Annotated in this window: 19 protein-coding genes, 1 tRNA gene and 1 other RNA gene; 13 read left to right on the top strand and 8 right to left on the bottom strand. The window is 71.5% G+C overall.

All coding sequences use genetic code 11. The features are described from left to right. Positions 1-11 precede the first annotated feature (11 nt). Both ACN9M0_RS19130 and ffs read right to left on the bottom strand, forming a co-directional pair. On the bottom strand, positions 12-2,162 hold the full coding sequence (locus ACN9M0_RS19130; protein WP_426403940.1) for a DNA polymerase III subunit gamma and tau: 2,151 nt from the start codon (positions 2,160-2,162) through the stop codon (positions 12-14). 196 nt (positions 2,163-2,358) lie between these two features. Continuing rightward, an RNA gene (gene ffs / locus ACN9M0_RS19125) (signal recognition particle sRNA small type) lies at positions 2,359-2,457 on the bottom strand. Between the two features lie 118 nt (positions 2,458-2,575). On the opposite strand from ffs, the gene ACN9M0_RS19120 reads away from it, so the two are divergent. Further along, positions 2,576-2,663, top strand: a tRNA-Ser gene (locus ACN9M0_RS19120). A 296-nt stretch (positions 2,664-2,959) separates the two neighbouring features. Here ACN9M0_RS19120 and ACN9M0_RS19115 read toward each other — a convergent pair. After that, on the bottom strand, positions 2,960-3,523 hold the full coding sequence (locus tag ACN9M0_RS19115; protein WP_426403939.1) for a hypothetical protein: 564 nt from the start codon (positions 3,521-3,523) through the stop codon (positions 2,960-2,962). 90 nt (positions 3,524-3,613) lie between these two features. On the opposite strand from ACN9M0_RS19115, the gene ACN9M0_RS19110 reads away from it, so the two are divergent. Further along, a complete protein-coding gene (locus ACN9M0_RS19110) occupies positions 3,614-4,123 on the top strand; it encodes a PadR family transcriptional regulator (protein WP_366037484.1) in 510 nt (169 codons plus the stop codon). A gap of 69 nt (positions 4,124-4,192) precedes the next feature. On the opposite strand, the gene ACN9M0_RS19105 is transcribed toward ACN9M0_RS19110, so the two are convergent. Beyond that, positions 4,193-5,260 carry a GNAT family N-acetyltransferase gene (locus tag ACN9M0_RS19105; RefSeq protein ID WP_399696310.1) on the bottom strand — a complete coding sequence of 356 codons (1,068 nt, stop codon included), beginning with the start codon at positions 5,258-5,260 and terminating at the stop codon, positions 4,193-4,195. A 30-nt stretch (positions 5,261-5,290) separates the two neighbouring features. On the opposite strand from ACN9M0_RS19105, the gene ACN9M0_RS19100 reads away from it, so the two are divergent. The 4 genes from ACN9M0_RS19100 (at position 5,291) to ACN9M0_RS19085 (ending at position 10,182) form a co-directional block, all read left to right on the top strand. After that, positions 5,291-5,758, top strand: coding sequence for a MarR family winged helix-turn-helix transcriptional regulator (locus tag ACN9M0_RS19100; protein WP_366037486.1), 468 nt, complete (start codon positions 5,291-5,293; stop codon positions 5,756-5,758). A gap of 1,019 nt (positions 5,759-6,777) precedes the next feature. Continuing rightward, positions 6,778-7,191 (top strand): hypothetical protein, encoded by a 414-nt coding sequence (locus tag ACN9M0_RS19095; RefSeq protein ID WP_399696309.1) that lies wholly within the window; start codon positions 6,778-6,780, stop codon positions 7,189-7,191. Positions 7,192-7,255: 64 nt separating this feature from the next. Further along, positions 7,256-7,930: an ABC transporter ATP-binding protein gene (locus ACN9M0_RS19090; protein WP_399696308.1), complete on the top strand. Its 675-nt coding sequence runs from the start codon at positions 7,256-7,258 to the stop codon at positions 7,928-7,930. Beyond that, the gene (locus ACN9M0_RS19085; RefSeq protein WP_399696307.1) at positions 7,927-10,182 is read left to right on the top strand and encodes an FtsX-like permease family protein; all 2,256 of its coding nucleotides are present in this window, start codon (positions 7,927-7,929) and stop codon (positions 10,180-10,182) included. Before ACN9M0_RS19090 ends, ACN9M0_RS19085 begins: the two co-directional genes overlap by 4 nt. A 130-nt stretch (positions 10,183-10,312) precedes the next feature. On the opposite strand, the gene ACN9M0_RS19080 is transcribed toward ACN9M0_RS19085, so the two are convergent. Next, on the bottom strand, positions 10,313-11,518 hold the full coding sequence (locus tag ACN9M0_RS19080; protein WP_426403938.1) for an MFS transporter: 1,206 nt from the start codon (positions 11,516-11,518) through the stop codon (positions 10,313-10,315). 85 nt (positions 11,519-11,603) lie between these two features. Between ACN9M0_RS19080 and ACN9M0_RS19075 the strand changes: the two genes are divergently transcribed. From ACN9M0_RS19075 to ACN9M0_RS19065, 3 genes are read left to right on the top strand one after another with little or no spacing between them, the layout of a single operon-like run. Continuing rightward, positions 11,604-12,581, top strand: a complete 978-nt coding sequence (locus ACN9M0_RS19075; RefSeq protein ID WP_366037579.1) for an ArsR/SmtB family transcription factor — start codon at positions 11,604-11,606, stop codon at positions 12,579-12,581. Between the two features lie 60 nt (positions 12,582-12,641). After that, positions 12,642-13,505 carry an alpha/beta fold hydrolase gene (locus ACN9M0_RS19070; protein WP_366037492.1) on the top strand — a complete coding sequence of 288 codons (864 nt, stop codon included), beginning with the start codon at positions 12,642-12,644 and terminating at the stop codon, positions 13,503-13,505. Positions 13,506-13,514: 9 nt separating this feature from the next. Beyond that, the gene (locus ACN9M0_RS19065) at positions 13,515-14,573 is read left to right on the top strand and encodes an aldo/keto reductase (RefSeq protein ID WP_366037493.1); all 1,059 of its coding nucleotides are present in this window, start codon (positions 13,515-13,517) and stop codon (positions 14,571-14,573) included. A gap of 77 nt (positions 14,574-14,650) precedes the next feature. Here ACN9M0_RS19065 and ACN9M0_RS19060 read toward each other — a convergent pair whose 3' ends face one another. Beyond that, positions 14,651-15,511 (bottom strand): helix-turn-helix transcriptional regulator, encoded by an 861-nt coding sequence (locus tag ACN9M0_RS19060; protein WP_366037494.1) that lies wholly within the window; start codon positions 15,509-15,511, stop codon positions 14,651-14,653. A 378-nt stretch (positions 15,512-15,889) separates the two neighbouring features. On the opposite strand from ACN9M0_RS19060, the gene ACN9M0_RS19055 reads away from it, so the two are divergent. Both ACN9M0_RS19055 and ACN9M0_RS19050 read left to right on the top strand, forming a co-directional pair. Further along, positions 15,890-16,690 carry an alpha/beta fold hydrolase gene (locus ACN9M0_RS19055; RefSeq protein ID WP_366037495.1) on the top strand — a complete coding sequence of 267 codons (801 nt, stop codon included), beginning with the start codon at positions 15,890-15,892 and terminating at the stop codon, positions 16,688-16,690. Between the two features lie 16 nt (positions 16,691-16,706). Continuing rightward, entirely contained in the window at positions 16,707-17,882 is a 1,176-nt protein-coding gene (locus ACN9M0_RS19050) for a winged helix DNA-binding domain-containing protein (protein WP_426403937.1), read from the top strand. A gap of 27 nt (positions 17,883-17,909) precedes the next feature. Here ACN9M0_RS19050 and ACN9M0_RS19045 read toward each other — a convergent pair whose 3' ends face one another. Beyond that, a complete protein-coding gene (locus tag ACN9M0_RS19045) occupies positions 17,910-18,539 on the bottom strand; it encodes a MarC family protein (protein ID WP_399696304.1) in 630 nt (209 codons plus the stop codon). Between the two features lie 131 nt (positions 18,540-18,670). On the opposite strand from ACN9M0_RS19045, the gene ACN9M0_RS19040 reads away from it, so the two are divergent. Continuing rightward, on the top strand, positions 18,671-19,087 hold the full coding sequence (locus ACN9M0_RS19040; RefSeq protein WP_366037498.1) for a YciI family protein: 417 nt from the start codon (positions 18,671-18,673) through the stop codon (positions 19,085-19,087). Between the two features lie 180 nt (positions 19,088-19,267). Beyond that, positions 19,268-21,397 carry a TerD family protein gene (locus ACN9M0_RS19035; RefSeq protein WP_399696302.1) on the top strand — a complete coding sequence of 710 codons (2,130 nt, stop codon included), beginning with the start codon at positions 19,268-19,270 and terminating at the stop codon, positions 21,395-21,397. 12 nt (positions 21,398-21,409) lie between these two features. Here ACN9M0_RS19035 and ACN9M0_RS19030 read toward each other — a convergent pair whose 3' ends face one another. Next, positions 21,410-22,909: an MFS transporter gene (locus tag ACN9M0_RS19030; protein WP_426403936.1), complete on the bottom strand. Its 1,500-nt coding sequence runs from the start codon at positions 22,907-22,909 to the stop codon at positions 21,410-21,412. Positions 22,910-22,971 lie beyond the last annotated feature (62 nt).

Raw genomic sequence — 22,971 nt, 5'->3', positions numbered from 1 at the left:
GCGAGACGCCCCTACTCGTTCGTGTATTCCTCCACAACCGTGGCTCCCAGCTCCCGCACGATCAGGTCGTGCCCGGAGAGGGCGGAGTCGACGAGGTCCGGATCGTCCTCCTCCGGGACGTCGTCCTCGGGCGCCACGGGCTGCGGCGCCGGCGGCGCGTACGAGGGCGCGGGGGCCTGCGCCGGGCCGGGCGCCTGGGCCTGCGGGAAGGCGGGGGCCGGTGCGGACTGCGCCTGTGCGGGGGCGGGCGGCGGGGCCTGCTGGAAGGCGGGGGCGGCGGGTCGGCCGCCGCCGAAGCCACCGGCGCCTCCTCCTCCGCCGCCGAAGCCACCGGTGCCGCCGGAGCCGCCGAAGCCGGTGGCGGCGGGCGGGGGCGTGGCACCGCCCGAGGGGTCGATGATCGCCTCGATCTTCCAGTTCACGTTCAACTGCTCGGCGAGGGCCTGCTTGAGGACCTCCTCGCTGCCGCTGCTCGCGAAGTTGTCCCTCGCTCCGGCGTTGAGGAAGCCGAGCTGGAGCGTCGTGCCGTCGAACCCCGCCACCTGGGCGTTCTGGCTGAGCAGGATCCAGGTGAAGCGGCGCCGGTTCTTGACGGCGTCGAGGATCTGCGGCCACAGGTTCCGCACCTGGGCCGTGTCCCCGCCGGTGCTCACGGGGGCCGGAGCCGACTGCGGCTGCACGGGCGCGGGGGCCGGGGCGGCGGGCGCCGCGGGAGCGGGCGCGGACGCACCGGGCCAGGCGCCGGGCGCGCCGCCGCCGGGGGTGGCGGCACCGGGCCAGGCACCGGGCCGGGGCGCGGCGGGCGCCTGAGCCGCGGCGGGCTGCTCCTGTACGGGAGCGGGGGCAGGCGGCTGCTGTACAGGAGCAGGAGCGGAGGCCGGCGGCTGCACGGGCGCGGGGGCCGGCGGGGGCGGGGCCATCGGGGTGTGGGCCTCGGGCCCGGGCACGTACCCCAGGGCGGGCGCCGGAGGTCCGGGCGTGAAGACGGGCGCGGGCGCGGCGGCCGCCCCGCGCTCCAGCCGGTCGAGCCGCGCCTGGAGGGAACGCTCGTCGTCGAAGGCGGCGGGCAGCAGCACGCGCGCGCAGATCAGCTCCAGCTGCAGCCGGGGCGAGGTGGCGCCGCGCATCTCGGTCAGGCCGGCGTTGACCAGGTCGGCCGCGCGGCTGAGCTCGGCGGCACCGAAGACGGAGGCCTGGGCCTGCATGCGCTCGATGACGTCGACCGGGGCGTCGATGAGTCCCTTCTCGGCGGCGTCCGGCACGGCGGCCAGGATCACCAGGTCGCGCAGCCGCTCCAGGAGGTCGGCGACGAACCGGCGCGGGTCGTTGCCACCCTCGATCACCCGGTCGACGACCTCGAAGGCGGCGGCGCCGTCGCCGGAGGCGAAGGAGTCCACGACGGAATCGAGCAGCGAGCCTTCCGTGTACCCGAGCAGCGACGTGGCCATGGCATAGGTCACACCGTCTTCGGCGGCACCGGCGAGCAGCTGGTCCATGACGGACATCGAGTCACGGACGGACCCGGCGCCGGAACGGACGACCAGCGGCAGCACCCCGTCCTCGACGGGGATGCCCTCGCGCCCGCAGACCTCGCCCAGGTACTCCCGCAGGGTGCCGGGCGGCACGAGCCGGAAGGGGTAGTGGTGGGTCCGGGACCGGATGGTCCCGATGACCTTCTCGGGCTCGGTCGTCGCGAAGATGAACTTCAGGTGCTCCGGCGGCTCCTCGACCACCTTCAGGAGGGCGTTGAAGCCCGCCGAGGTGACCATGTGGGCCTCGTCGATGATGTAGATCTTGTACCGGCTGGACGCCGGCCCGAAGAAGGCCTTCTCCCGCAGCTCACGGGCGTCGTCCACACCACCGTGCGAAGCGGCGTCGATCTCGATGACGTCGATCGACCCCGGCCCGTTCCGCGCGAGGTCGCGGCAGGACTGGCACTCCCCGCAGGGCGTGGGGGTCGGGCCCTGCTCGCAGTTCAGACACCGCGCGAGAATGCGCGCACTGGTCGTCTTGCCGCACCCGCGGGGCCCGCTGAACAGGTACGCGTGATTGACCCGGTTGTTCCGCAGGGCCTGCTGCAACGGGTCGGTGACATGCTCCTGCCCGATGACCTCGGCGAAGGACTCGGGACGATAGCGGCGGTACAGCGCGAGAGACGACACGTATACGAGGTTATAGGCGCCCACCGACAACCCGGGAAAAACCGGAGCGGGCGGGGGCACGGCGATGGGCCCGGCCGGGCCGACGACGTGGAAGCGCGGGCGACCCGGGAACGCGGGCGATCTGGGCACGCGGGCACGGCGGCAGCGAGCGGCGGCCCGGAAGCGCAGGCCCCCTGGAAACGCAGGGCGACCTGGAAACGTAAGCGCCCCCCACGCACCTGCCAGAGCCGACCTACCCTTGCTGCCTTCCGGCCCTGGGGGAGTTCAGTCAGATAGCACCGCGTGAGGGGCTCCGCCCAGAGTACCCGATCCGAACCCCCGTCCGTCCCCCCTCCCCGACCTGCGTCCCCTCGTCCGCCCCCGCTCCGGATGACGTGCGCGAGCACCCTTCCCGGTCATGTAATGTTCTCCACGGAGGATTCGCCTAGAGGCCTAGGGCGCACGCTTGGAAAGCGTGTTGGGGGCAACCCCTCACGAGTTCGAATCTCGTATCCTCCGCCATTGCTCTCACCGGGCAATTCGTTGAAGGGCCCCACCGTTCGCGGTGGGGCCCTTCGACGTTGTCCGTCTCAGCTTCCGTCTCGGTTGCCCTCGGTGGGGTCTCGCTCCCCTTCTTCTGGGCCGTCCCGGAGCGCGCCACCGATCTGCTTGGCCACCTGCTGGAGCATCGGGCCGGCGATGTGCATGTACCGGGCCCGCATTCGCACCGACCCTCCCGCCTCCCATCCCACTCGACAACGGGACGGCGAGTGCTGCGCGGCGCCCGCCGGCAGGGACCGGGTGCTCGGATCGGACGGCTACTGGGGGACGTTCTGGCCGGCACGGGCCTGGACGTCGGCGACGTACCGCCTGGTGAACACCACCGGAACCACGAAGCCGGCGATCTGGACAAGGGTGGCGGCGGTGGAGTGGCCCTGGCCGGCGTGAGCCAGTACGGCCAGGACGGCGGCGGTCGCCGCGAAGGCGAGCGTCCAGACGGCGGTGATGACGGTGTTGGTACGGACGAACACCGGCTGGGCCCATATCTCCGGCGGCGTGGACTGCTTGGCGATGCCGAGCGTGAACGGCCGGCCAAGTGCCAGCGAGGCCCCGGCGATCAGGGTGAGCACTCCGGAGGAGAGGGCCGCGGAGTAGGGGTGCAGCGCCGAGTCGGGGTCGGTGAAGGCCAGGGCCGCGAGGGCGGCGAAGAAGAGGGCCGAACCGGACTCGATGATCAGCGCGTCCGGGCGACACCCGGCGGCACGCTGCTTGACGATCACCCCGACCGCCACGGCCAGACCGGCGAGCGCCGCCCACTGCCAGTGGGCGGACGGCAGGACCGCGTAGACGATCCAGGGCAGAAAGGTGAGGACGTAGGTCATGGCGTGGTTCCCCCGTTGGCTCCGCTAACTGACATGTCGAAAGTAGAAGGTCATAATCGACCTGTCAATATTGGAATGTAAGGTGGGGTCATGAGCCTTCGACACGCGCTGCTGGGACTCCTCTCGGACGGCCCCGCCAGCGGATACGACCTGCTGAAGCTGTTCGACACGTCGCTCGCCAACGCCTGGCCCGCGACCCAGAGCCAGGTCTATACCGAGCTGACCAGGCTGGCCGACAGCGGGCTGATCACGGTCGCGGCCCAGGGCCCGCGCGGCCGCAAGGAGTACACGCTGACCGGCACGGGACTGGCCGAGCTCCGGCACTGGCTCACCGAGACCACGCCGGTGCTGCACGCCCGCAGCGACCTCCTGCTGCGGGTCTTCTTCCTCGGCGTCCTCACCCCCGACCAGGGCCGGCAGTACCTGCGATGGCTGGCCGACATCTCCGCGCAGGGCCACGACCGACTGCAAGCCGTCCAGGAGTCCGTCGACTGGGACGACGACGACCTGTCCGCGCACGGCCGGATCGCCCTTGAGTACGGGCTCCGCTTCAACGCCATGCGCCGCGAGTGGGCCGAGTGGGCGGCAGAACAGATCTAGCGCCGGGCCCATCGACTCACCACAGTGCAGGGGTGAGCCGGAAGTCCCCCGCGAGGGTGGAAGCCGGGCCTACAGCACCAGGTTCTTCATGAGACAGGCCGCCCCGTCAGCGCCGGAGTGTGGCACCGCTCGGTACCCCTCGCTCTCATAGAGTGCGATGTTCCGCCTGCTCTGGGCACCGGTGAACAGAACGGCCTGGGAGCAGTTCGGCTCGGCGGCGGACTCGACGGTGCGGAGCAGCCAGCGACCCAGGCCCTGGCCGCGCAGGTCGGGGGCGACGCAGAGGCGGCCCACCTGCCAGTCGGTGCCGATGCGTCGAGCCCGCGCCATGCCCAGGAGGCGGCCGTCCCGCCAGAGCCCCATGGCGTGCCAGGTCGCGAGCCAGTCGCGGATCTGCTGCGGTGACTCGTGCAGGGCCGGGACGGCCAAGGTGTCGTTCGCGAGGGCCTCGTCCACCCAGCAGCACCGCTGCAGCACGGTGACCTCGGGCGCGTCGTCGGGGGTCAGCCGCCTCACGTACGACCCCGCCAGCGGGCCGGGCGTCGTCCCGGGTCGCCCGCGCTCCCGCAGCGGGCGAAGGGCGTGGGCCACCCGCACCAACTCGTCCAGGACCCCGCGGGCCGTCCCGACAAGAGCCGGGGCGGGGCGGACCCGTCCGTCCTCCACCGCGTCACGGAGGCGTATCGCGACCGTGGAGCCCAGCGGAACCAGGCGCAGCGTGGTCACGACCTGCTTGGCGTGCTGGACGGCCCGGGTGCCGGCCGAGGTGTTGCCGTAACTGACGAAGCCGATCGGCTTCCAGGCCCATTCTCGGTGGAGGTAGTCCAGCGCGTTCTTCAACGTCGCCGGCATCCCGTAGTTGTACTCCGGGGTCACCACCACGAATCCGTCCGCAGCGTCCACGATCGCGCTCCACCGTCGCGTGTGCTCGTGCTGGTACACACCTGCCGCCGGATGTTCCTCCTCGTCGAGGAACGGCAAGTCGAGGTCACCGAGGGCCACGGGCACGAGCTCGACACCGAGTTTCACGGCATCGGGCGCGAGCGCTCCGACGAGCCACTCTCCCACCGCCGGCCCGAGGGCGCCGGGACGATTGCTGCACACGAGCACGAGGACACGCAGGCTTTTCGTTGACATGGAAACGAAATTACCCGGTAGATTGATTACATGTCAACGAAACCGTCGGACCAGAGCGCTCACTGGCTGAACCCCGACGAGGAGCGCGCATGGCGAGCGTTCCGCCGCATGGTGGTCGCCGTTCAGGCCGGCACGGCGCGGGACCTGGCCGCGGTCGGACTCTCCGAGCCCGACTACGAGGTGCTGAGCACCCTGTCGGAGCGCCCCGGGCACACCAGCTCCCTTCACGAGCAGGCCGCGAAGATGAACTGGTCACGCAGCCGCCTCTCCCGGCACGCCACCCGGATGGAAGACCGCGGCCTGCTGCGGCGCGAACCGGACCCGGCCGACGGAAGGGGCTGCCTCCTCGTCCTCACGGAGCACGGCTTCGACACGCTCGCGAACGCCGCCCCGGCCCACGTCGCCTCGGTACGCCACCACTTCATCGACCGGCTCACCTCCGAGGACCTCGTCGCCCTCGAAGAAATCGCCCGGAGAGTGCAGGGCCCCGGAGACTGAACCGGTCACGCGTCCGAGGTCCGGAACGTGGGAGGCGGCGCATCGCGGACGCTGACGCTGCTCGCGGGTCTGGTGATGTGGCTGATGGGCGCGCTGCGGCTGGGTGGTGATGAGCTTCGGCGCCGACCCGTCCGGGGAAGCGTCTTGAACCGGTCGCGCTGCCCGTCGCCATGGTGATTGCGGGCGGGGCTCTGCTCGGCACGGACGTCGCACTCGTACGCAGCATCGCCGGCTTCTCGACACCCGGCCTGTCCGCCGTACCGGCCCTGCTCGGCGGATCCGTCACCGTCGCCCTGGTGGGCCTGGCGCAGGCGGCGAGCATCGGCCGCCTGCGCACGCAATCCGGAGGGCTCCGTCCGTCGGCCAACGGCGACTTCGCCGCGCAGGGCCTGGCGAACGTGGCCGGCGATCTCTCCAGTCCCCGCCCTCGGGCGGTTCTCGCCCCTGTACAGGGGCGGCGGTCTCGGCCGGGGCACGCACCCGCTGGGCGGGGGTCGCCTCGGCGTCCTGCTCGCCGTCGTCGTCTCGGTCTGCGCGCCGCTCGCCGAACGCATCCTGATGCCCGTCATCGGCAGGCTCGTCCTGGCCGTCGCCGGCGAGCTGATCAGGGGCAAGCGGCAGGACATCGTGCTGGTGCTGCGGACCTTGCGGCTGTCGTCGGCGGCGATGGTCGCGACCGAGTGGCACGCGGTGGACCCGCCGATGGAGCCGCCCTCGGACGAGGGCACTAGCTACTGCCTCGAACTGCCGCACATCGAGGCGACGTTGCCACGCGCGGGCGGCTGTCGGTGGGCCCTGCTGACCCTGGCCATGCGGGGCGTGTCGGGCGTCCGTCGTCGAGCGTCGCTATGCGCGGGAGTGGCCCGGAGGGCTGAGCGGGGGCGCGGAGGGGGTCGTTCACTGGATCGGGGGGTGATCCGGCGGAGGGACGTTCCTTCTCGATCCGGTCTGTAGTGATGCCGATACTTTCTGTGATGACCAGTCGATGACCAGTCGGCACGATCAAACAGGGGATATCGATGAGGAAGTTGGCAACGGCAGTGGTGGCAGCGGGGTTGTTCTTCGGGGGAATGGGGGTGGCGGTGGCCGACTCATGGCACGACGTAGCGCTCTTCAAGACAACCGGGGCACGCTTCGCGGAAGGGAAGTACAAGTGGGAGCCCGTAGAGCAGCAGCAAGGCGCGTTCCACATCAAGGGCAGCCTGCGTGACGTCGGCCTGGACGACAACCACAACGTGTATCTGCAGGTAAAGGTGCACGGTTACGGGTGGAATCGCTTCGACGGCGTGCAGAAGAAGGCGGTCTGGATCGACAAGCTCGTCCACGACGGTGCCAGTCGGTACACGAACACGGCAGAGGTACGCGTGTGCCAGAACCGCGGCTCCCTCCGGCCTGACAACTGCTCTCCGACGAGGTACTTCAAGCGCAAGTAGGGCCGCCGACCTTTGCGGGAGCCACTCACCAGTGGCTCCCGCCCCTCACAGGAGTGCGCACCACATGGACGTCATTCTCCGCGCCGAGGGCGTGGATCTCTTCTACGGCACCGAGCAGGCTGTGACTGGTGCCGATTTCACGCTCAAGCGCGGCGAAGTGGCCGCCATCATGGGCAGCAGCGGGTCGGGGAAGTCGTCCCTGCTGTACTGCCTCGCGGGGGTTCTGCCCCCTACCAACGGCACGGTGACCTTCGACGGAGAAATGCTCTCGTCGCTCCCCGACGGGGAGCTCAGTGCGCTGCGCCGTACGCGTCTGGGCTTCGTCTTCCAGTACGGGGAGCTACTGCCAGAGTTGACCGTCGAGGAAAACACGGCGCTCCCGCTGCGGCTCGCCGGGATCAGCAAGACCCATGCCCATGCCATGGCTGGCCAGATCCTGGGGCGTCTAGGGATGGGGGACCTGTTGCGACGCAGGACCTCGAAGCTTTCGGGTGGTCAGAGTCAGCGTGTGGCCGTGGCGCGAGCCCTGGTCCACAGACCGGACGTAGTGTTCGCGGACGAGCCGACCGGGGCGCTCGACAGCGCCAACGCGGCTGCCGTTCTGGATGAATTCCTGCAGATGGCGAGGAGGCAGAAGACCGCAGTAGTCATCGTCACGCACGACGCCGATGTGGCCGCAAAGGCCGATACCCAGTACACGATGTCGGATGGTGTGCTGGCCCAACGGGTGACGGCGTGAAGGCGTTCGTCCTGGGCATGCGTCTGCTGTGGGGAAGTGGACGCAGGACGCAGGCCCGTTTTCTCCTGATGACACTCGGGTCCGCACTTGGGGTTTCCTGCCTGGCCGCCGCACTTACCATTCCGACGATCATCGCTGCCAACGATGCCCGGGTGACGAGTCGCGCGGTTTTTCCGGGCGCGAACAAGAATGCTGTCTACCAGGAATTTCTGGACCCCTACGGCTCACAACCACTGCGGCGGGTCTTCATCGGTCACAGAGGCATCGGCCCCTTGCCCGTTCCCCCGGGGATCAAAGCACTCCCTCGCGCAGGCGAAGCGATCGTTTCGCCGAAGTTGGGCGAGATCTTGGCAACCAACCCACGCGCCGCAGGTCTTGTACCCGGTCGCGTCATCGGCACAATTGCCCCGGTGGGGTTGGGCGGGCCGGACGACCTGTACGCCTATATCGGCACCAGTCCCGATGAACTGAGCGAGGCGGCACCACTCGGCCACTTCGGTGCCAAGTACACGCAGCATGAGGTCCTTGACCCATCCACCTTGGACATCCTGCGGTTCACTCTCGGCTGCATCGTGTTGCTTCCACTGGTCATCTTCCTCTCCGTCTGCGCGCGACTCTCGGGGGAGTCCCGTGCACGCCGGCTCGCCGCCCTTCGTCTCATTGGCCTCAGCGTGCGAGACACGCTGCGGGTCAATGCCGGAGAAAGTGTGATCGCCGCCTTCGTCGGCGCCGTGGTCGGGCTCCTTGGCTATCTCGGAATCAACGAAGTCATGGCGAGGGTCGGATTGCCCGGGTTGCACTGGTACCCGGCCGATGGGCGGCCCGAGAGGGCCACCATCGGCGTGTGTCTACTGGGGTGTCCGGCCCTCGCGTGGGCCGTTGGGCAGTTCAGCGCCCGAAGGGCGGCGCAGTCGCCCATCAGCGTGCGTCGAACTGGCGAGCGCAAGCCTCCGAAGAAGTACGGGACGCTGTTGCTGATCCCCGGGCTCGGAGTCACGGGCGGATACTGCTTGCTCAGCGCGATGGGAAGGGATCCGTCAGGCGGTTCCGGCAGCGCTGTGCTGGTGCCCGGCGCTGTGCTGATGACCGGGGCAGGGCTTGTGTTCGGTCTGGGGCCGATCACGGCTTGGCTCTCGCAGCGCCTGGCGGGATTTTCGCAATCGCTGCCTCTGTCGCTGGCCATGCGGCGCACGGAGGTCGATCCGGGTAGCGCACTGCGGGTGGTCACCGGGCTCGTTCTGCTGGTATTCGGCGCATCACTCACGCAGGGAGTGCTCATCGAATTGGATCAGGTCAGTCGGCGAACGGCCCCGGTTCAGGAGTACAGCCTTCCGGCGGCACAGTTGAGTATGCGACAGCGCTCAGAGATGACGGCGTTGAGCGGAGTACAAGCCAATGGCATGGTTGCCAGGTCATGGGTGGCAACTCTGGAAGAAGACCTACCCAGCATCCAAGGCGTCATTGCGACGTGTGCTCAATTGGCCGCCTTCACCGAGACCACAAACGGATGCATCGACAACAAGGTTCTGCGGATTGAGGATCCGACCTTTCTCTTTGATGACAACGCCCGTCCAGGCAGCAGCTTCCCATTCCTGCTCAGCAATGGACGAAGGCTGAATGTCTCCGTACCTCAGAACGCTGTCACCATTCGAGCCTACGACCCTTCAGAGTTCGCCGGACCAAGCCTGCTCATCCCACCCTCGTTGGTCCCCCCAGGCACTCAGCCGGCGGACGCACGCTTCGTTCTCGTCAGCCCTTCAGATCCCGTCACCGTCCGTGCCGTTCTCGATGGGATCGGGGCCGTCGCGCCCACCGCTGCCGTCGAGCCCGTGGGGATCGTCATCGACTCGCTCGCTCAGTTGACCGTGATCCGGAGTCTGCTCGTCGTGGGGATGGTGCTCGGGCTTGTGATCGGGGTTGCCGCGTTCGTCGTGTCCGTGGCCGATCGAGCCATGGAGCGGCGTGGGCAGGTCACCGCGCTCGCCTTGTTGGGGGCTCGGGCGTCGACGTTGCGGGTGGTGCAGGTCGTGCAGGTGTTGTTGCCGTTGGTGGTGGGGTTGGGGGCGGCCATCGTCACCGGGTGGCTTGCCGAGTCCAGTTATCTGATCACCGGGGGTGGCGCCGTGCACTGGGACTGGGACGGGTTGCCGTTGCTCTTCGCCTGCGCGCTGGGCGTCATGCTCGCCGCCGCCGTCGCCTCCCTTCCCATGGTGCGGCGGCACATCGATCCCGAGCACATTCGGCGCGATTAGTTTTCGGGGCAGTACCCGCGAGTGGTGGTTCGAGGTCCTCCGCTCGGCTCCTGGCTCTGGGGCGAGTACGGGATGGATGGCGGCCACGGGCGGTCCTACGCGCTCGTGGCCCATGTCCTTGCCGGCCCCTTCATGCCGCCAGCGTGTGACTCGTGCGGCTCGTGATGCGGGTCCTCAGTGTCAGCGTCGCCGCCGCCGTCGCCGTGCCCGCGATCAGCGCCGTGCACCACAGGACCGCCGGGCCCAGCGTCGTGTACGTCGTCACTCCCAGCGTCAGGGCCCCGAAGCGGGCCACGCCCCAGGTCCAGCTGAACGCGCCCTGGTAGCGGCCGCGGGCGTGTGCCGGGGCCAGGTTGGCGAAGATGCCCGCCGCGATCCCCGCGACCACGACCTCGCCCAGCGACCAGACGACGACCGACAGCGTGTAGCCGGCGATGCTGTCGGCGAGGCCGGTCAGGGCCACGCCCACCGCGATCAGCGCGCTGCCCGCGCTCTGCACCGCGAGCTGCGGGAGCCGGGCCAGCCAGGCGGTCGCGAAGGGCTGGAGGCCGACCACCAGGATCGCGTTGACGGCCGCCATCGCCCCGTACACCGCCGGCGAGAGGCCGCTGTCGCGGACGGCGAGCGGGAGCGCGACCTCGGTCAGCGAGTACACGAACAGCTGGACTCCGAAGAGCGGGAGCAGGAGCAGGGCCAGGCGGTCGCGGAGGACCACTCCGTAACCGATGCCCTCGTTCCTCCGCTCCGTGAGGGCCGGGCGCTTCGGCTCCGGCAGGCGGACCGCCACGACCAGCGCGTACAGCAGCATCGAGCCCGCGTCGACCGCGAAGAGCAGCCAGTACCCCTGGGCGGCGAGGTAGCCGCCCAGGACGCCCGCCACGGCGGTGCCGATGTTCACGCCCCAGCCGAAGAGGGCGTACGCGCGCTGACGCCGCTCGCTGTCGACGGCGTCGGCGAGCAGGGCGTACGCCGCCGGGGAGACCATGCTGCCGGCCGCGCTGATCAGCAGCGCCGCCGCGGCCATCGTCCACACGCCCGGGGCCATGAACAGGGCGCCCTGCGCCGCCGCCGCGCCGATCAGGCCGATCAGCATCGTGGGGCGGCGGCCGAGGCGGTCGGCGAGGACGCCGCCCACGGCGGGGCCGATCAGGTTGCCCGCGCCGAGTGCGCCGAGCACGTACGAGGTGTCGCCGCCGGTCACTCCCCGCGAGGCGAGGAAGAAGACCAGGAACGGCGTGACGAGGTAGCCGAGGCGGTTGACGATCGTTCCCGCGAAGATCGTCCAGACCACGGACGGGAGGCCCTTGAAGGCTGAGGAGGAGCGCGTAGGAGGCATGCGCCGAGAGTGCTTTCTCCCCCCTCCTCCCCTCCAATGATTAAGCTCAGGCCGAATCCATTCGCTACTCCAGGACGTGGGACGCATGGAAGCCGGGCTCAGTTTCTCCGCCGCCGATCTCGCCCAGACCCGTTTCGCCGTCTCCCCCATGTGGGAGGTCGTCACCAGCTACCGGATCGTCGCCCGGCAGCCCGACTCCGCCCCGCACGGGCGCTGGGCCGCCCAGGTCCGGCCCCGGATCGTCAGCGCCGGGCTCGACCGCGGCTGGCTCGACGCGCTCATCCCCGGCCGCGGCTACCTCGCCGACTTCCTCAACCCCACCCCCGCCGGGCCCTTCCCCACCCTCGACGCCGAGCTCGACGCCATCCGCCGCGCCCCCGCCGCGCAGGTGCGCGACGACCTCGACGCGCTGCAGGAGAAGGGCGGCAGCGAGGCCCGGCTCCGGCTGCTGCGCGAGGACCCCGAGGCCGTCCTCCCCAAGGTCGCCGACGAGATCGAGACGTACTGGGGACTCGCCCTCGCCCCCTACTGGGCCCGCATCCAGAAGGTCCTGGAGGCCGATGTCTTCCACCGGGCGCGACAGGTCGCCGAGCACGGTTCGGCGCGGGTCCTGAGCGAGCTCCACGAGACCGTGCGATGGGACGACGGCACCCTGCGACTCGTACGGCGGCACTGCGCGCTCACCCGCGACCAGGCCGGCTCCGGGCTGCTGCTCATCCCCTCCGTCTTCGCCTGGCCCCGCGTCCTCACCCGCTCCGTGCACCCCGATCCGCCTCAACTCGCCTATCCCGCCCGGGGCTTCGGGAGCGTCTGGGAACCCCGTACCTCCGACGCCACGGACGCCGTCGCCGCCGTCCTCGGCCGTTCCCGCACCCTGCTCCTCACCGAGCTCGACACCCCCGCATCCACCACCCAGCTCGCCACGCACTGCGGCATGTCCGCCGCCGGGGTCTCCCAGCACCTCATCGCCCTCCGGAACGCCGGCCTCGTCACCGCCCACCGCAGCGGACGCTCCGTCCTCTACGCCCGCACCGCCGTCGCCGACCAACTCCTCCGCCCTTAGGGCCTGCACCCTCAGAGGCCTACGCCCTCAGGACCCGCGCCCTTAGGGGAGGATGCCGGGGTGACCACTCCTTCCGCCTCCTCCTCCGCCGAGCACGTTCTCGTACGGGACGGCGTACGGCTCTCCTGTCGCGACTGGGGCGGCTCCGGGCCCGACACCCTCCTCCTCCACGGGCTCGCCGGGCACTCCGGCGAGTGGGACGCCACCGCCCGGCTGCTGCGGGACGCCGGTCACCGGGTCGTCGCCCTCGACCTGCGCGGGCACGGCGGCAGCGAGCGGCGGCCCGCGGACCTCTCGCGCGCCGCGCACATCGCCGACGTCGTCGCCGTCGTCGAGGAACTCGGGCTCGTCCGGCCCCTGTTGGCCGGGCAGTCGCTCGGCGGACTCGTCGCCCTGCGCACCGCCGCCGCCCACCCCGGCCTCCCCCGCGCGCTCGTCCTCGTCGAGGCAGGGCCCAGCGGCTGCGAGCCCGGTCTGCCGGAGCAGATCGGGGACTGGCTGCGGTCGTGGCCGGTGCCGTTCCCCTCGCGGGAGGCGGCCGTCGCGTACCTGGGGAACGGGAAGCGGGCCGTCGGGGAAGGGTGGGCCGACGGGCTGGAACGGCGCGACGGCGGGCTCCGGCCCCGCTTCGAGCCCGACGTCATGGTCCGGTCGCTCGCCGAGAACGCCCGCCGCGCCTCCTGGGACGAGTGGGCGGCCGTCCGCTGCCCCGGCCTCGTCGTCCTCGGAGAGGGCGCGCGGGGCGGGATCATCGACGGTGACCAGTACGCGGAGATGGCGCGGCTCCAGGCCGGTGTCCACGGCGTGAGCCTGCCCGGTGCCGGGCACGACGTGCATCTGGAGCGGCCCGAGGCGCTGAGTGGGATGATCCTCGACTTCCTGGCCTCCACCGGCCCTTGCCTTGGAGTGCACTCCAGTTCCTAGAGTGCCGCCATGCGCTATCGGATACTCGGCGGGACCGGGATCGACGTCAGCACCTACTGCCTCGGCACCATGATGTTCGGGGCGGTCGGGAATCCGGACCATCAGGAGTCCGTACGGATCATCCATGCCGCCCTCGACCAGGGCATCAACTTCGTCGACACGGCCGACATGTACTCCGCCGGCGAGTCCGAGGAGATCGTCGGCAAGGCGCTGCGCGACCCCCTGCGCCGCGAGGCCACCGTCCTCGCCACCAAGGTGTACTTCCCGGTCGGCGGCGAGGGTCCCAACAGGAGCGGATCCTCCCGGCGTTGGATCACCCTCGCCGTCGAGAACAGCCTCAAGCGGCTCGGCACCGACTGGATCGACCTCTACCAGGTGCACCGGCCCGACCACCGGACGGACATCGAGGAGACCCTCGACGTCCTCGGCGACCTCGTCACCCAGGGGAAGATCCGGGCCTTCGGCTGCTCCACCTTCCCCGCCGAGGACATCGTCGAGGCGCACGCCGTCGCCGAGCGGCGCGGGCTCCGCCGCTTCCGCTCCGAGCAGCCGCCGTACTCGCTGCTCGCGCGCGGCGTGGAGGCGCACGTCCTGCCCACCGCCCAGAAGTACGGGATGGGGGTGCTGACCTGGAGCCCGCTCGCCTCCGGCTTCCTCACCGGCAAGTACCGCAAGGGCGCGCCCATCGACCTGACCAGCGGGCGGCCCGCGCTCACCCCGCACCGCTTCGATCCGAACCTGCCGGTGAACGCCGCCAAGCTCGACGCCGTCGAGGAGTTCGTCGCACTGGCCGACGAGATCGGGTGCTCCCTGCCCGAGCTGGCGATCGCGTTCGCCGCCGCGCACCCGGCCGTGACGTCCGTGATCATCGGGCCCCGGACGATGGACCAGCTGGACGGGCTCCTCAAGGGCGCGCCGGTCGTCCTCACCGACGAGGCCCTCGACCGGATCGACGCGATCGTGCCGCCGGGGACGAACCTCTACCAGCCGGACGGCGTCTGGCGTCCGGCCGCCCTCACCGACGCGGCGCTGCGGCGGCGGCCGCTCGGCGAGCGGGCGGCCGGGTGAGGTGTTGCTGAGCGGCGAGCGGGCGACCCGGGGAGGGGAAGTGCTGCTGAGCGGCGAGCGGGCCGCCTCCGGTCGACTCACGGAGCCGCCGTGAACTGCTCCGTACCCACCACCCGGAGCAGCGCCAGGCGCTCCCCCGCGTCCGTGCCCGGCGGCGGGGTGTACAGGACGAGGCGCTGTTCGCCCTCCGGGGCGAGCAGCACCTGGCAGTCCAGGTCCACCGCGCCGATGACCGGGTGCGCGACCCGCATCCGGCTGTGCCGGCGGACCGCCACCTCGTGCCGTTCCCACAGCTCCGTGAACTCCTCGCTCGCCCCGTGGAGGCGTTCCACGAGCCGGGCGGCGGCCGGGTCGCCGGAGCGGCGGCCGACGGCCGCGCGCAGGTCGGCGACGTGGAGGCGGCTGTAGTACGCGTGCTCCTCGGCCGGGTACGCCGTACGGGCCGCCGGGTCGGCGAACCAGCGCCACACCACGTTCCGCCCGTGTTCCGACACCGTGCAGACCCCGCCGAGCAGGGACTGGGCCATCGCGTTCTGGGCGAGGACGTCCCCGAGGTCGCTCAGGACCTGCGCGGGGGTCGTCTCCAGCTGGTCGAGCAGGTGGAGCAGGCCCGGTGCGACGTGGTCGCCGGCCGTGGCGCCGGCTGGCGGGCGGTGGCCGGCGAGGAGGTGGAGGTGGTCGCGCTCGTCGGTGTCGAGGCGCAGCGCGCGGGCGAGGGCGGCGAGCATCTGCGGCGAGGGCTGCGGGCCGCGGGCCTGCTCCAGACGGATGTAGTAGTCGGCGGACATGCCGGCGAGCTGGGCGACCTCCTCGCGGCGCAGTCCGGGTGTCCGGCGCCGGGGCCCGGCCGGGAGGCCCGCGTCCTGCGGGCGGACCCGCTCGCGGGAACGGCGCAGGAAGTCGGCGAGTTCACGGCGGTCGATCGTCATGCCGATCATGGTGCCGGGTGTCGGCGACCGTATCCAGGGACCGGCGGTCCCAGGCATGGCGCTGAGCGCGGGCCGACGGTCCCAGGCATGGCGCTGAGCGCGGGCCGACGGTCCCAGGCATGGTGCTGGGCGACGGCCGACGGTCCCAGGCATGGTGCCGGGCGACGGCCGTCGTACCCAGCGCCCCCGGCTCGGGCGGCGGACCGGCGGTCGTATCCAGCGCCCCCTGGCCCGGGCGGCGGGCCGGCGGGCGTATCCAGGGATCGGCGATCCCAGGCTCCGGAGGGCTCTCCCGCCCGGTTCCGGTGGTCGGCAGAGTCCTCGGTGTCAGCCACCGGCCGCCGCACGGGCGGTCGGCGCACGGCAGCTACCCGAGGAGCAGAGATCATGGCCACCGTCACCGTCGGCACCGCCCGTGTCCACTACGACATCGAGGGTTCGGGCGCCGGCCCCGCCCTCCTCCTCGTCCACGGCACCGGTTCCGGCGGCGCCGTCATCAACTGGGGGCAGACCGCGCCCCGTTTCACCGACGGCCGCCGGGTCATCACCCTCGACCTGTCCGGCGCCGACCGGACCGTCGACGACGGCGGGCCGCTGACCGTCGAGTCGCTCGCCGCGCAGGTCGTCGCGGTGATCGAGGACGCCGGCACCGGCCCGGTCGACCTGCTCGGGTTCTCGATGGGGGCCACGGTGTCGGCGGCCGTCGCCGCGCTCCGCCCCGACCTGGTCGAGCGACTGGTGCTGGTGGCGGGGTGGGCGTACACCGACGGCGACGAGTACCTGCGGAACCTGTTCACGCTGTGGCAGCGGCTCGGCGAGTTCGACCCGGCCGGGTTCGGTCGGAGCGTGACGATGACCGGGTTCAGCCGCGGCTTCCTCAATTCGATCGGCCGCGAGGGCGTGGAGGCGCTCATCCCGAACATGCCGCCCACGCCGGGCACCCTGCGGCACGTGGCGCTCGACCTGACGGTCGACATCCGCGCGCTGCTGCCCCGGATCACGGCGGAGACGCTGGTCGTCGGGGGTACGCAGGACATCACCGTGCCGGTGGAGAACAGCCGGGAGCTTCACGCGGCGATCGCCCGCAGCACGTACGCGGAGATCGACGCCGGTCACGTCATGTTCTTCGAGAAGGAGGACGAGTTCGTGAAGACGGTGACGGAGTTCCTCGGCTCGGCCGCAGCCTGAGGCGATGCTTGACCCCATGGGTGAGACGAGAGTGATCGACGCGGCGGAGCGGCGGGCCCGGCTCGGGGTACGGCACCGGCTGGCCGGGAGCGCGCGGGCAGGGTCGGCGGCGGAGGTCGGGGGCGCGCTCGTGGCGCTGCACGGGACGGATCCGGCGAGCGTGTTCCTCGCGGTGGCGGCGCGGCTGACCGAGGGCGTCGACCCGGTCGGGGCGGTCGAGCGGGCGCTGTACGAGGACGGGACGCTGGTCCGGATGCACGGCATGCGGCACACGGTCTTCGTCTTCCCGGCCTCGCTCGCCGCCGCCGTCCAGGCCTCGACGACCCGCCCGGCCGCCGTCCGCGAACGCACCACGCTCCTCAAGCACTTGGCGGCCGGCAGCACCTTCGACGGGGACTGGCTCGCGGAGACCGAGCGGCTCGTCCTCGCCGAGCTGGCCGTACGGGGCGAGGCGACCGGGACCGAACTCGGCGCGGCCGTACCGAGGTTGAGATCGACGTACGTGTACGGTCCCGGCACCCGCCAGGAGGGGACGCAGTCCGTCGCGAGCCGGGTGCTGCGGGTCCTCGGCATGGAGGGCCGGATCGTACGGGGCCGGCCGCAGGGGACGTGGACGTCGAGCCGCTTCCGGTGGGCGCTCGCCGACGCCCCTCCCGTACGGGACCCGGCGGAGGCCCGGGCGGAGCTGATCCGGCACTGGCTCGGGGCGTGCGGGCCGGCGACCGAGGCGGATCTGACGTGGTGGACGGGGTGGAAGGTCACCGACGTGCGCAAGGCGCTCGCGGAGGTCGGGGCGGCGGCGGTGACGGTGGACGGAGGGACGGGGTTCGTCCTGGCGGACGACCTGGGGCCCGTACCGGAGCCGGAACCGTGGGCGGCGCTGCTGCCCGCGCTCGACCCGACGGCGATGGGCTGGCAGGGCCGTGACTGGTACCTGGACCCGGCGCACCGGGCGGCGCTGTTCGACCGCAGCGGGAACATCGGACCGACGGTGTGGTGGAACGGCCGGATCGTGGGCGGCTGGGCGCAGCGCGCGGACGGCGACATCGCCCACCGGCTCCTCGCCGACGTGGGCGCGGAGGCGGAGCGGGCGATCGGGGCGGAGGCGGCGCGGCTTGCGGACTGGGTGGGCGACGTACGGGTGACGCCCCGGTTCCGGACCCCGCTGGAACGGGAGCTCGGCGCCGGCTAGGGGGTATCCGGCCCTGATCGGCCGGATCTAGTGCCGGACGTCCAGTCCCGGGACGCCCAGGTCGAAGAGGCCGTCGAGGACGAGGTCGACGCCGACGGCGGCGAGCAGCAGGCCCAGGAGACGGCCGAGGAGCTCGATCGTGGCGTGGTGGGTGCGGCGCAGGATCGGGGCGAGGAGCAGCACGCAGGCCAGGTCGAGGGCGATGACCGTCACGTACGCGCCGACGACCGTCGAACGCCAGCTGAAGGAGTCGCGCTCGGCCGCCTCGATGAGGACGGCGGTCATGGCGAGCGGGCTCACGATGTACGGCATGAGCAGCTCGCGCACGCCGCTGACCAGGTCGGGGGCGTCCTGGTGGGCGCCGGGGGAGCCGAGGTGGACGCCGAGGACGAGCCCGACGGCGTAGATGAAGAAGATGACGCCGCCAGCGAGCTGGAGGGCGGGCGTGCTGATGTGGAAGACGTCCAGCAGCCAGGGCGCCGTGGTGCCGGTGAGGAGACCGACGAGGACGGCCGCGCCCGAGGAGAGGAGCGCGATGGTCCGCAGCTGGCGGACGTCGTGGATCTGGGCGAGGCCGGCGAAGGAGAGGAGCACCTTCGGGGGCCCCACGACGGAGAAGAAGGCGATGAAGGCGGCGGAGAAGGTCAGTGCGTTCACACCGGAATCATGGGGCGGGCGAGTGATTTCTCCCGTTTTCCCGGTTTCCGTCCGCGCGGTGTCGAGAACGGCCGCCCGGCTCCGACTGTGCTGCGAGAGGCATTAATCGCGGTACGGATGAGGAGGACGTCATGAAGTACCTGGTGATGGTCCAGGGCTCGCAGGCCGACTACGAGGCGATGGTGGGCCGCGGCTCCGCAAAGAGCCCCGCCTGGGACAAGACGCAGCTCAAGGCGATGTTCGACCACATGAACGCGATCAACGAGGAGGTGACCGCGAGCGGCGAGATGGTCGACGCGCAGGGCCTCGCCGCCCCGGCCACGACCCGCTTCGTCACGGTGGACGGCCGGGGCGAACCGGTCGTCACCGACGGCCCGTACGCCGAGACCAAGGAGGTCCTGGCCGGCTACTGGGTCCTCGACTGCGCCTCCCTGGACCGCGTCACGGAGATCGCCGCCCAGGTGGCCCGCTGCCCGGTCCCGCCCGGCTCCCCGGACCACCCGGTGGTCATCCGCCCGATCGACGAGACGGGCCCGAGCCAGGACTGATCCGCTGCCGGGTGCGCCGATCCCCCCGTTGGGCGGGAAGCCCCGAGCACGCCTCCGAGGCCGTTCGGGGCTTCGATCCCCAGCGTTCGTCCGACTTTCACATTTCCTCCCCGACCTCCTGTTGCGGACGCTACGGTTCCCCCGGGGCGTACATCACATCGCGAGGGTCCGGGGGGACACATGCACGAGATGTCCAAGGGAGCCAACATCGGGCTGGCCACCCTCAGCGAAGACACCGGCGCGGTTGTCGTCGGTCTGAGCTGGAGCAGCACGACGGGCGACGGTGACGCGGACGTATCGGTGCTGCTCGTCGACGGCAGCGGCAAGGTGCGCGGCGAGTCAGACTTCTACTTCTACAACCACCCCGCCGCCGAGGACGGCAGCGTGCAGCTGCTCGGCAAGGTCCCGACGGAGAACGGCAGCGAGGACCGGATCAGCCTGGACCTCACGGCGATCCCCGAGGAAGTCACCACGATCGTGGTGGCGGCGAGCCAGTACGGCGGTGCCCGCTTCGGAGACCTGGACGACCTGCGCATGACGGTCACCGACCGCTCGGGCGAGGCGCTGCTCGGTTTCTCCATCGAGGACGCCACGATCGAGACGGCCTTCATCTTCGGTGAGCTCTACCGGCGGAACGACGAGTGGAAGTTCCGTGCCGTCGGACAGGGTTACGAGACCGGACTCGCCGGACTCGCCACCGACTTCGGCATCACCGTCGACGAGGGCGACGAGGCCGATGAGGCGCAGGAGCTCCCGGACGTTCAGGAAGGCCGGGAATCCGGTGCGGAGCACCGTGGCGCACCCGCCACGACCGGCGACGCCGAGGCGGCCGGTGCCCCTCTGTCCGACACCGCTCCCGGCACCCGGGCCGTCGATGCCGTCCCGATCCCGGCGCAGGCCGGCGCGGACCGTACGGCCCCCGCTTCCGTGGCATCCGACGGAACGCCCGGGCCCGCCCGGCGCCGTGGCGCGCGGACGGCCAAGAAGAAGGTCACGCTTCCGAAAGCCGCGAAGAAGTCCCTGGCGGAGAACGACGCCTGGAAGCCCGCCCGCCTCTTCCCCGTCCCCTCGTACAAGAGCGACCGGGAGCGCGAGGTGCGGGCGACCTCGGTGCTGCTCTCGGTGATGGCGGAGGTCCCGGAGTTCGGCCGGCGCCTCACTGCCGGGTTCGGAGCGCCCGCGGGCCGGATGCAGACGTTCACCGAGGTCTCGCTCCCGCACGGGGACAGTCCGAAGCGCCCGGACGGCGTCATCCGGACGGAGCGGGCCGGAAAGCTCTGGACCGCGCTCGTCGAGACCAAGACCAACGGCAATCCGCTGAAGTCGGAGCAGGTCCAGAACTACATGGACATCGCGGCGAGGCGTGGGTACGAAGCCGTCATCACCCTGTCCAACGACGTGGCCCTGGAGGGCAGTCCGCTCGTCGAGGTCAAGACGGACGGCAGGCGCAAGCACAAGGTCTCCCTCTGGCACCTCTCGTGGGCCGAGGTGGCCCACCAGGCCCAGATGCTGATCCGGCACGAGGGCGTGGGCAACGCCGCACACGCCTGGCTCCTCCAGGAGCTCCTCCACTACCTCCAGCACGACAACTCCGGCTGTCACGGCTTCCAGAACATGGGGCCGTCCTGGGTGCCCGTACGCAACGGGATCGACACGGAGACCCTGTGCCAGGGCGACCCCCGCGCGGTCGAGGTCGTGGAGAGCTGGGAGCGACTGATCCGGCAGGTCTGTCTGCGTCTGGGAGGCGAGCTCGGCCAGAAGACCCTGCCGGTGCAGCGGGCCAGGCGCGGCACCGACCCCAAGTCCCGGCGTACGGCGCTCGCCGACCGGCTCTGCGAGGAGGGAAAGCTCTCCGCGGAGCTGCGCGTGGACGGCGCGCACAGCATCCTGTCCCTCACCGCGGACCTCCGCACCGGGAAGATCCGTACGTCCATCGACGTGCCCGCCCCGGACGGCGCCTACCCCCTCTCGGTCGCGAAGCGGCTCCTGCGGGTCCTGGACGACGCCCCCGCCGACCTGCACGTGGAAACGCTCCTCGAGGGCCGGAACGGGCCCCGGGGAACGCTGGAGCGCCTGCGCCCCGAGCCGGGCGACCTGCTGCCCAAGGACAGCTCGGTCATCACCGGCTTCCGGCTGTCGCTCTTCAAGGGCATGGGCAACAGCCGGGGCACCACGGAGTCGGGCTTCATCCGCAGCATCGACGAGGCGGTCGACCGCTTCTACGGCTCCGTGGTCACGCACCTGGGCCAGTTCGAGCCGCGCCGGGCGCCGCGGGCACGGTCCGCCGCCGAACCTACCGAGGCCGTCTGAGTCCCGACGCGCTCAGTGCATCCCGTGGGCCCCGCCCGGGTGGCGGGGCCTGCCCTTCGGGATGAGGAAGGGGGCCGTCAGGGCCACTGCGGCTGCGGCGGCCGTGTTGAGGGTGAAGGCCGTGGTGAAGCCCGTCGTGCCCACGGCGAGGGTGGAGGCGACGGCCACGCCGATGGTGCCGCCGACCTCGTGGAAGGTGTTGACGATGCCCGAGGCCAGGCCGGCCTCGTGCGGGGGGATCAGGCCGAGGGCGGTCGTGGTCGCCGTCACGAAGACCGCGCCCAGACCGAGGGCCGCCGTGGCCAGGGCCGGCAGCAGCGTGATCCAGGGGTCGGTCGTCGGGGTCAGGAACGCCAGCGGCAGGCAGCCGGCGGCCGCCAGCGCCATGCCGCCCGCGGCGCAGGCGCGCGGGCCCGCCGTCGTGACCAGGCGCGAGCCCAGATGCGCGCCGATCGCCGTGGTGAGCGCGACCGGGAGGAAGAGCAGTCCGGTGCGGAAGGCGTCCAGGCCGTGGACGTGCTGGAGCCTCATCGAGCCCAGGAAGAAGAACGAGATCAGGAGCGCGGTCGCGACCAGCATGAGGAGCGAGCCCGCCACGACCGGGCGCCGGGTCAGCATCCGCAGGTCCATGAGCGGGGTGCGGGTCCGTCGTTCCGCCGCCGCGAACGCCCCGTAGAGCGCGAGCGCACCCAGGAGCGGCAGCAGCGTGGCCGGGGTGGTCCAGCCCGAGTCGCCCGCCCGGACGAGGCCGTAGACGAGCGCCCCGGTGGCGGCGGTGACCAGGAGGGCTCCCGGGATGTCCAGGTGCTTGGCCCCCGCCGTCGGGGGGCGTGGCGTCGTGGCGCTCGCCGTCGTCGCGTCTCCCGTCGTGGTGGCGCTCGCCGTCGTCGCGTCTCCCGTCGTGGCGTCTCCCGTCGGCGCGGGCTTCGGCAGCAGCCTCGGGAGGGTTGCGAGGAGGGCCAGGCCCGTCGGGACGTTCGCGTAGAAGATCCAGGGCCAGCCCGGGCCGGACGTGAGGGCGCCGCCGAGGACGACGCCGACGGCCGAGCCGGTGCCGCCGATGGCTGCCCAGACGCCGAGGGCCCTGGCCCTTTCGGGGCCGTGGAAGGTGGTGGTGACGAGGGCCAGCGCCGCCGGGGAGAGGAGCGCGGCGCCGATGCCCTGGGCGACGCGGCCGGTGAGCAGGACGGTGGCGTTCGGGGCGAGTCCGCAGACCAGTGAGGCCGCCGTGAAGAGGGCGAGGCCGGTGAGGAGGACCCGGCGGGCGCCGAGGGCGTCCGCCAGCCGTCCGCCGAGGAGCATCAGCCCGCCGAAGCAGAGGGTGTACGCGGTGACGACCCAGGTCAGGGCCGTACGTCCGAGGTCGAGGTCGGTGGAGATGGCCGGCAGGGCCACGTTCACCACGGTCACGTCGAGGATCAGCATGAACTGCGCCGCGCAGATCAGCGCGAGGGCCGTCCAGCGGCGTGGGTGCACGCGGGCAGGGGTGGGTACGGCGGTGTGGGTCGACATAACTGAACTGTACGGCACAGTACAGTTGAACTCAAGAGTACAGTTCGCTTGGTAGGCTCCGG

The sequence above is a fragment of the Streptomyces sp. R-07 genome (assembly GCF_049913175.1).
GTDB lineage: Bacteria > Actinomycetota > Actinomycetes > Streptomycetales > Streptomycetaceae > Streptomyces.
This window is presented reverse-complemented; position numbering and strand designations above follow the sequence as displayed.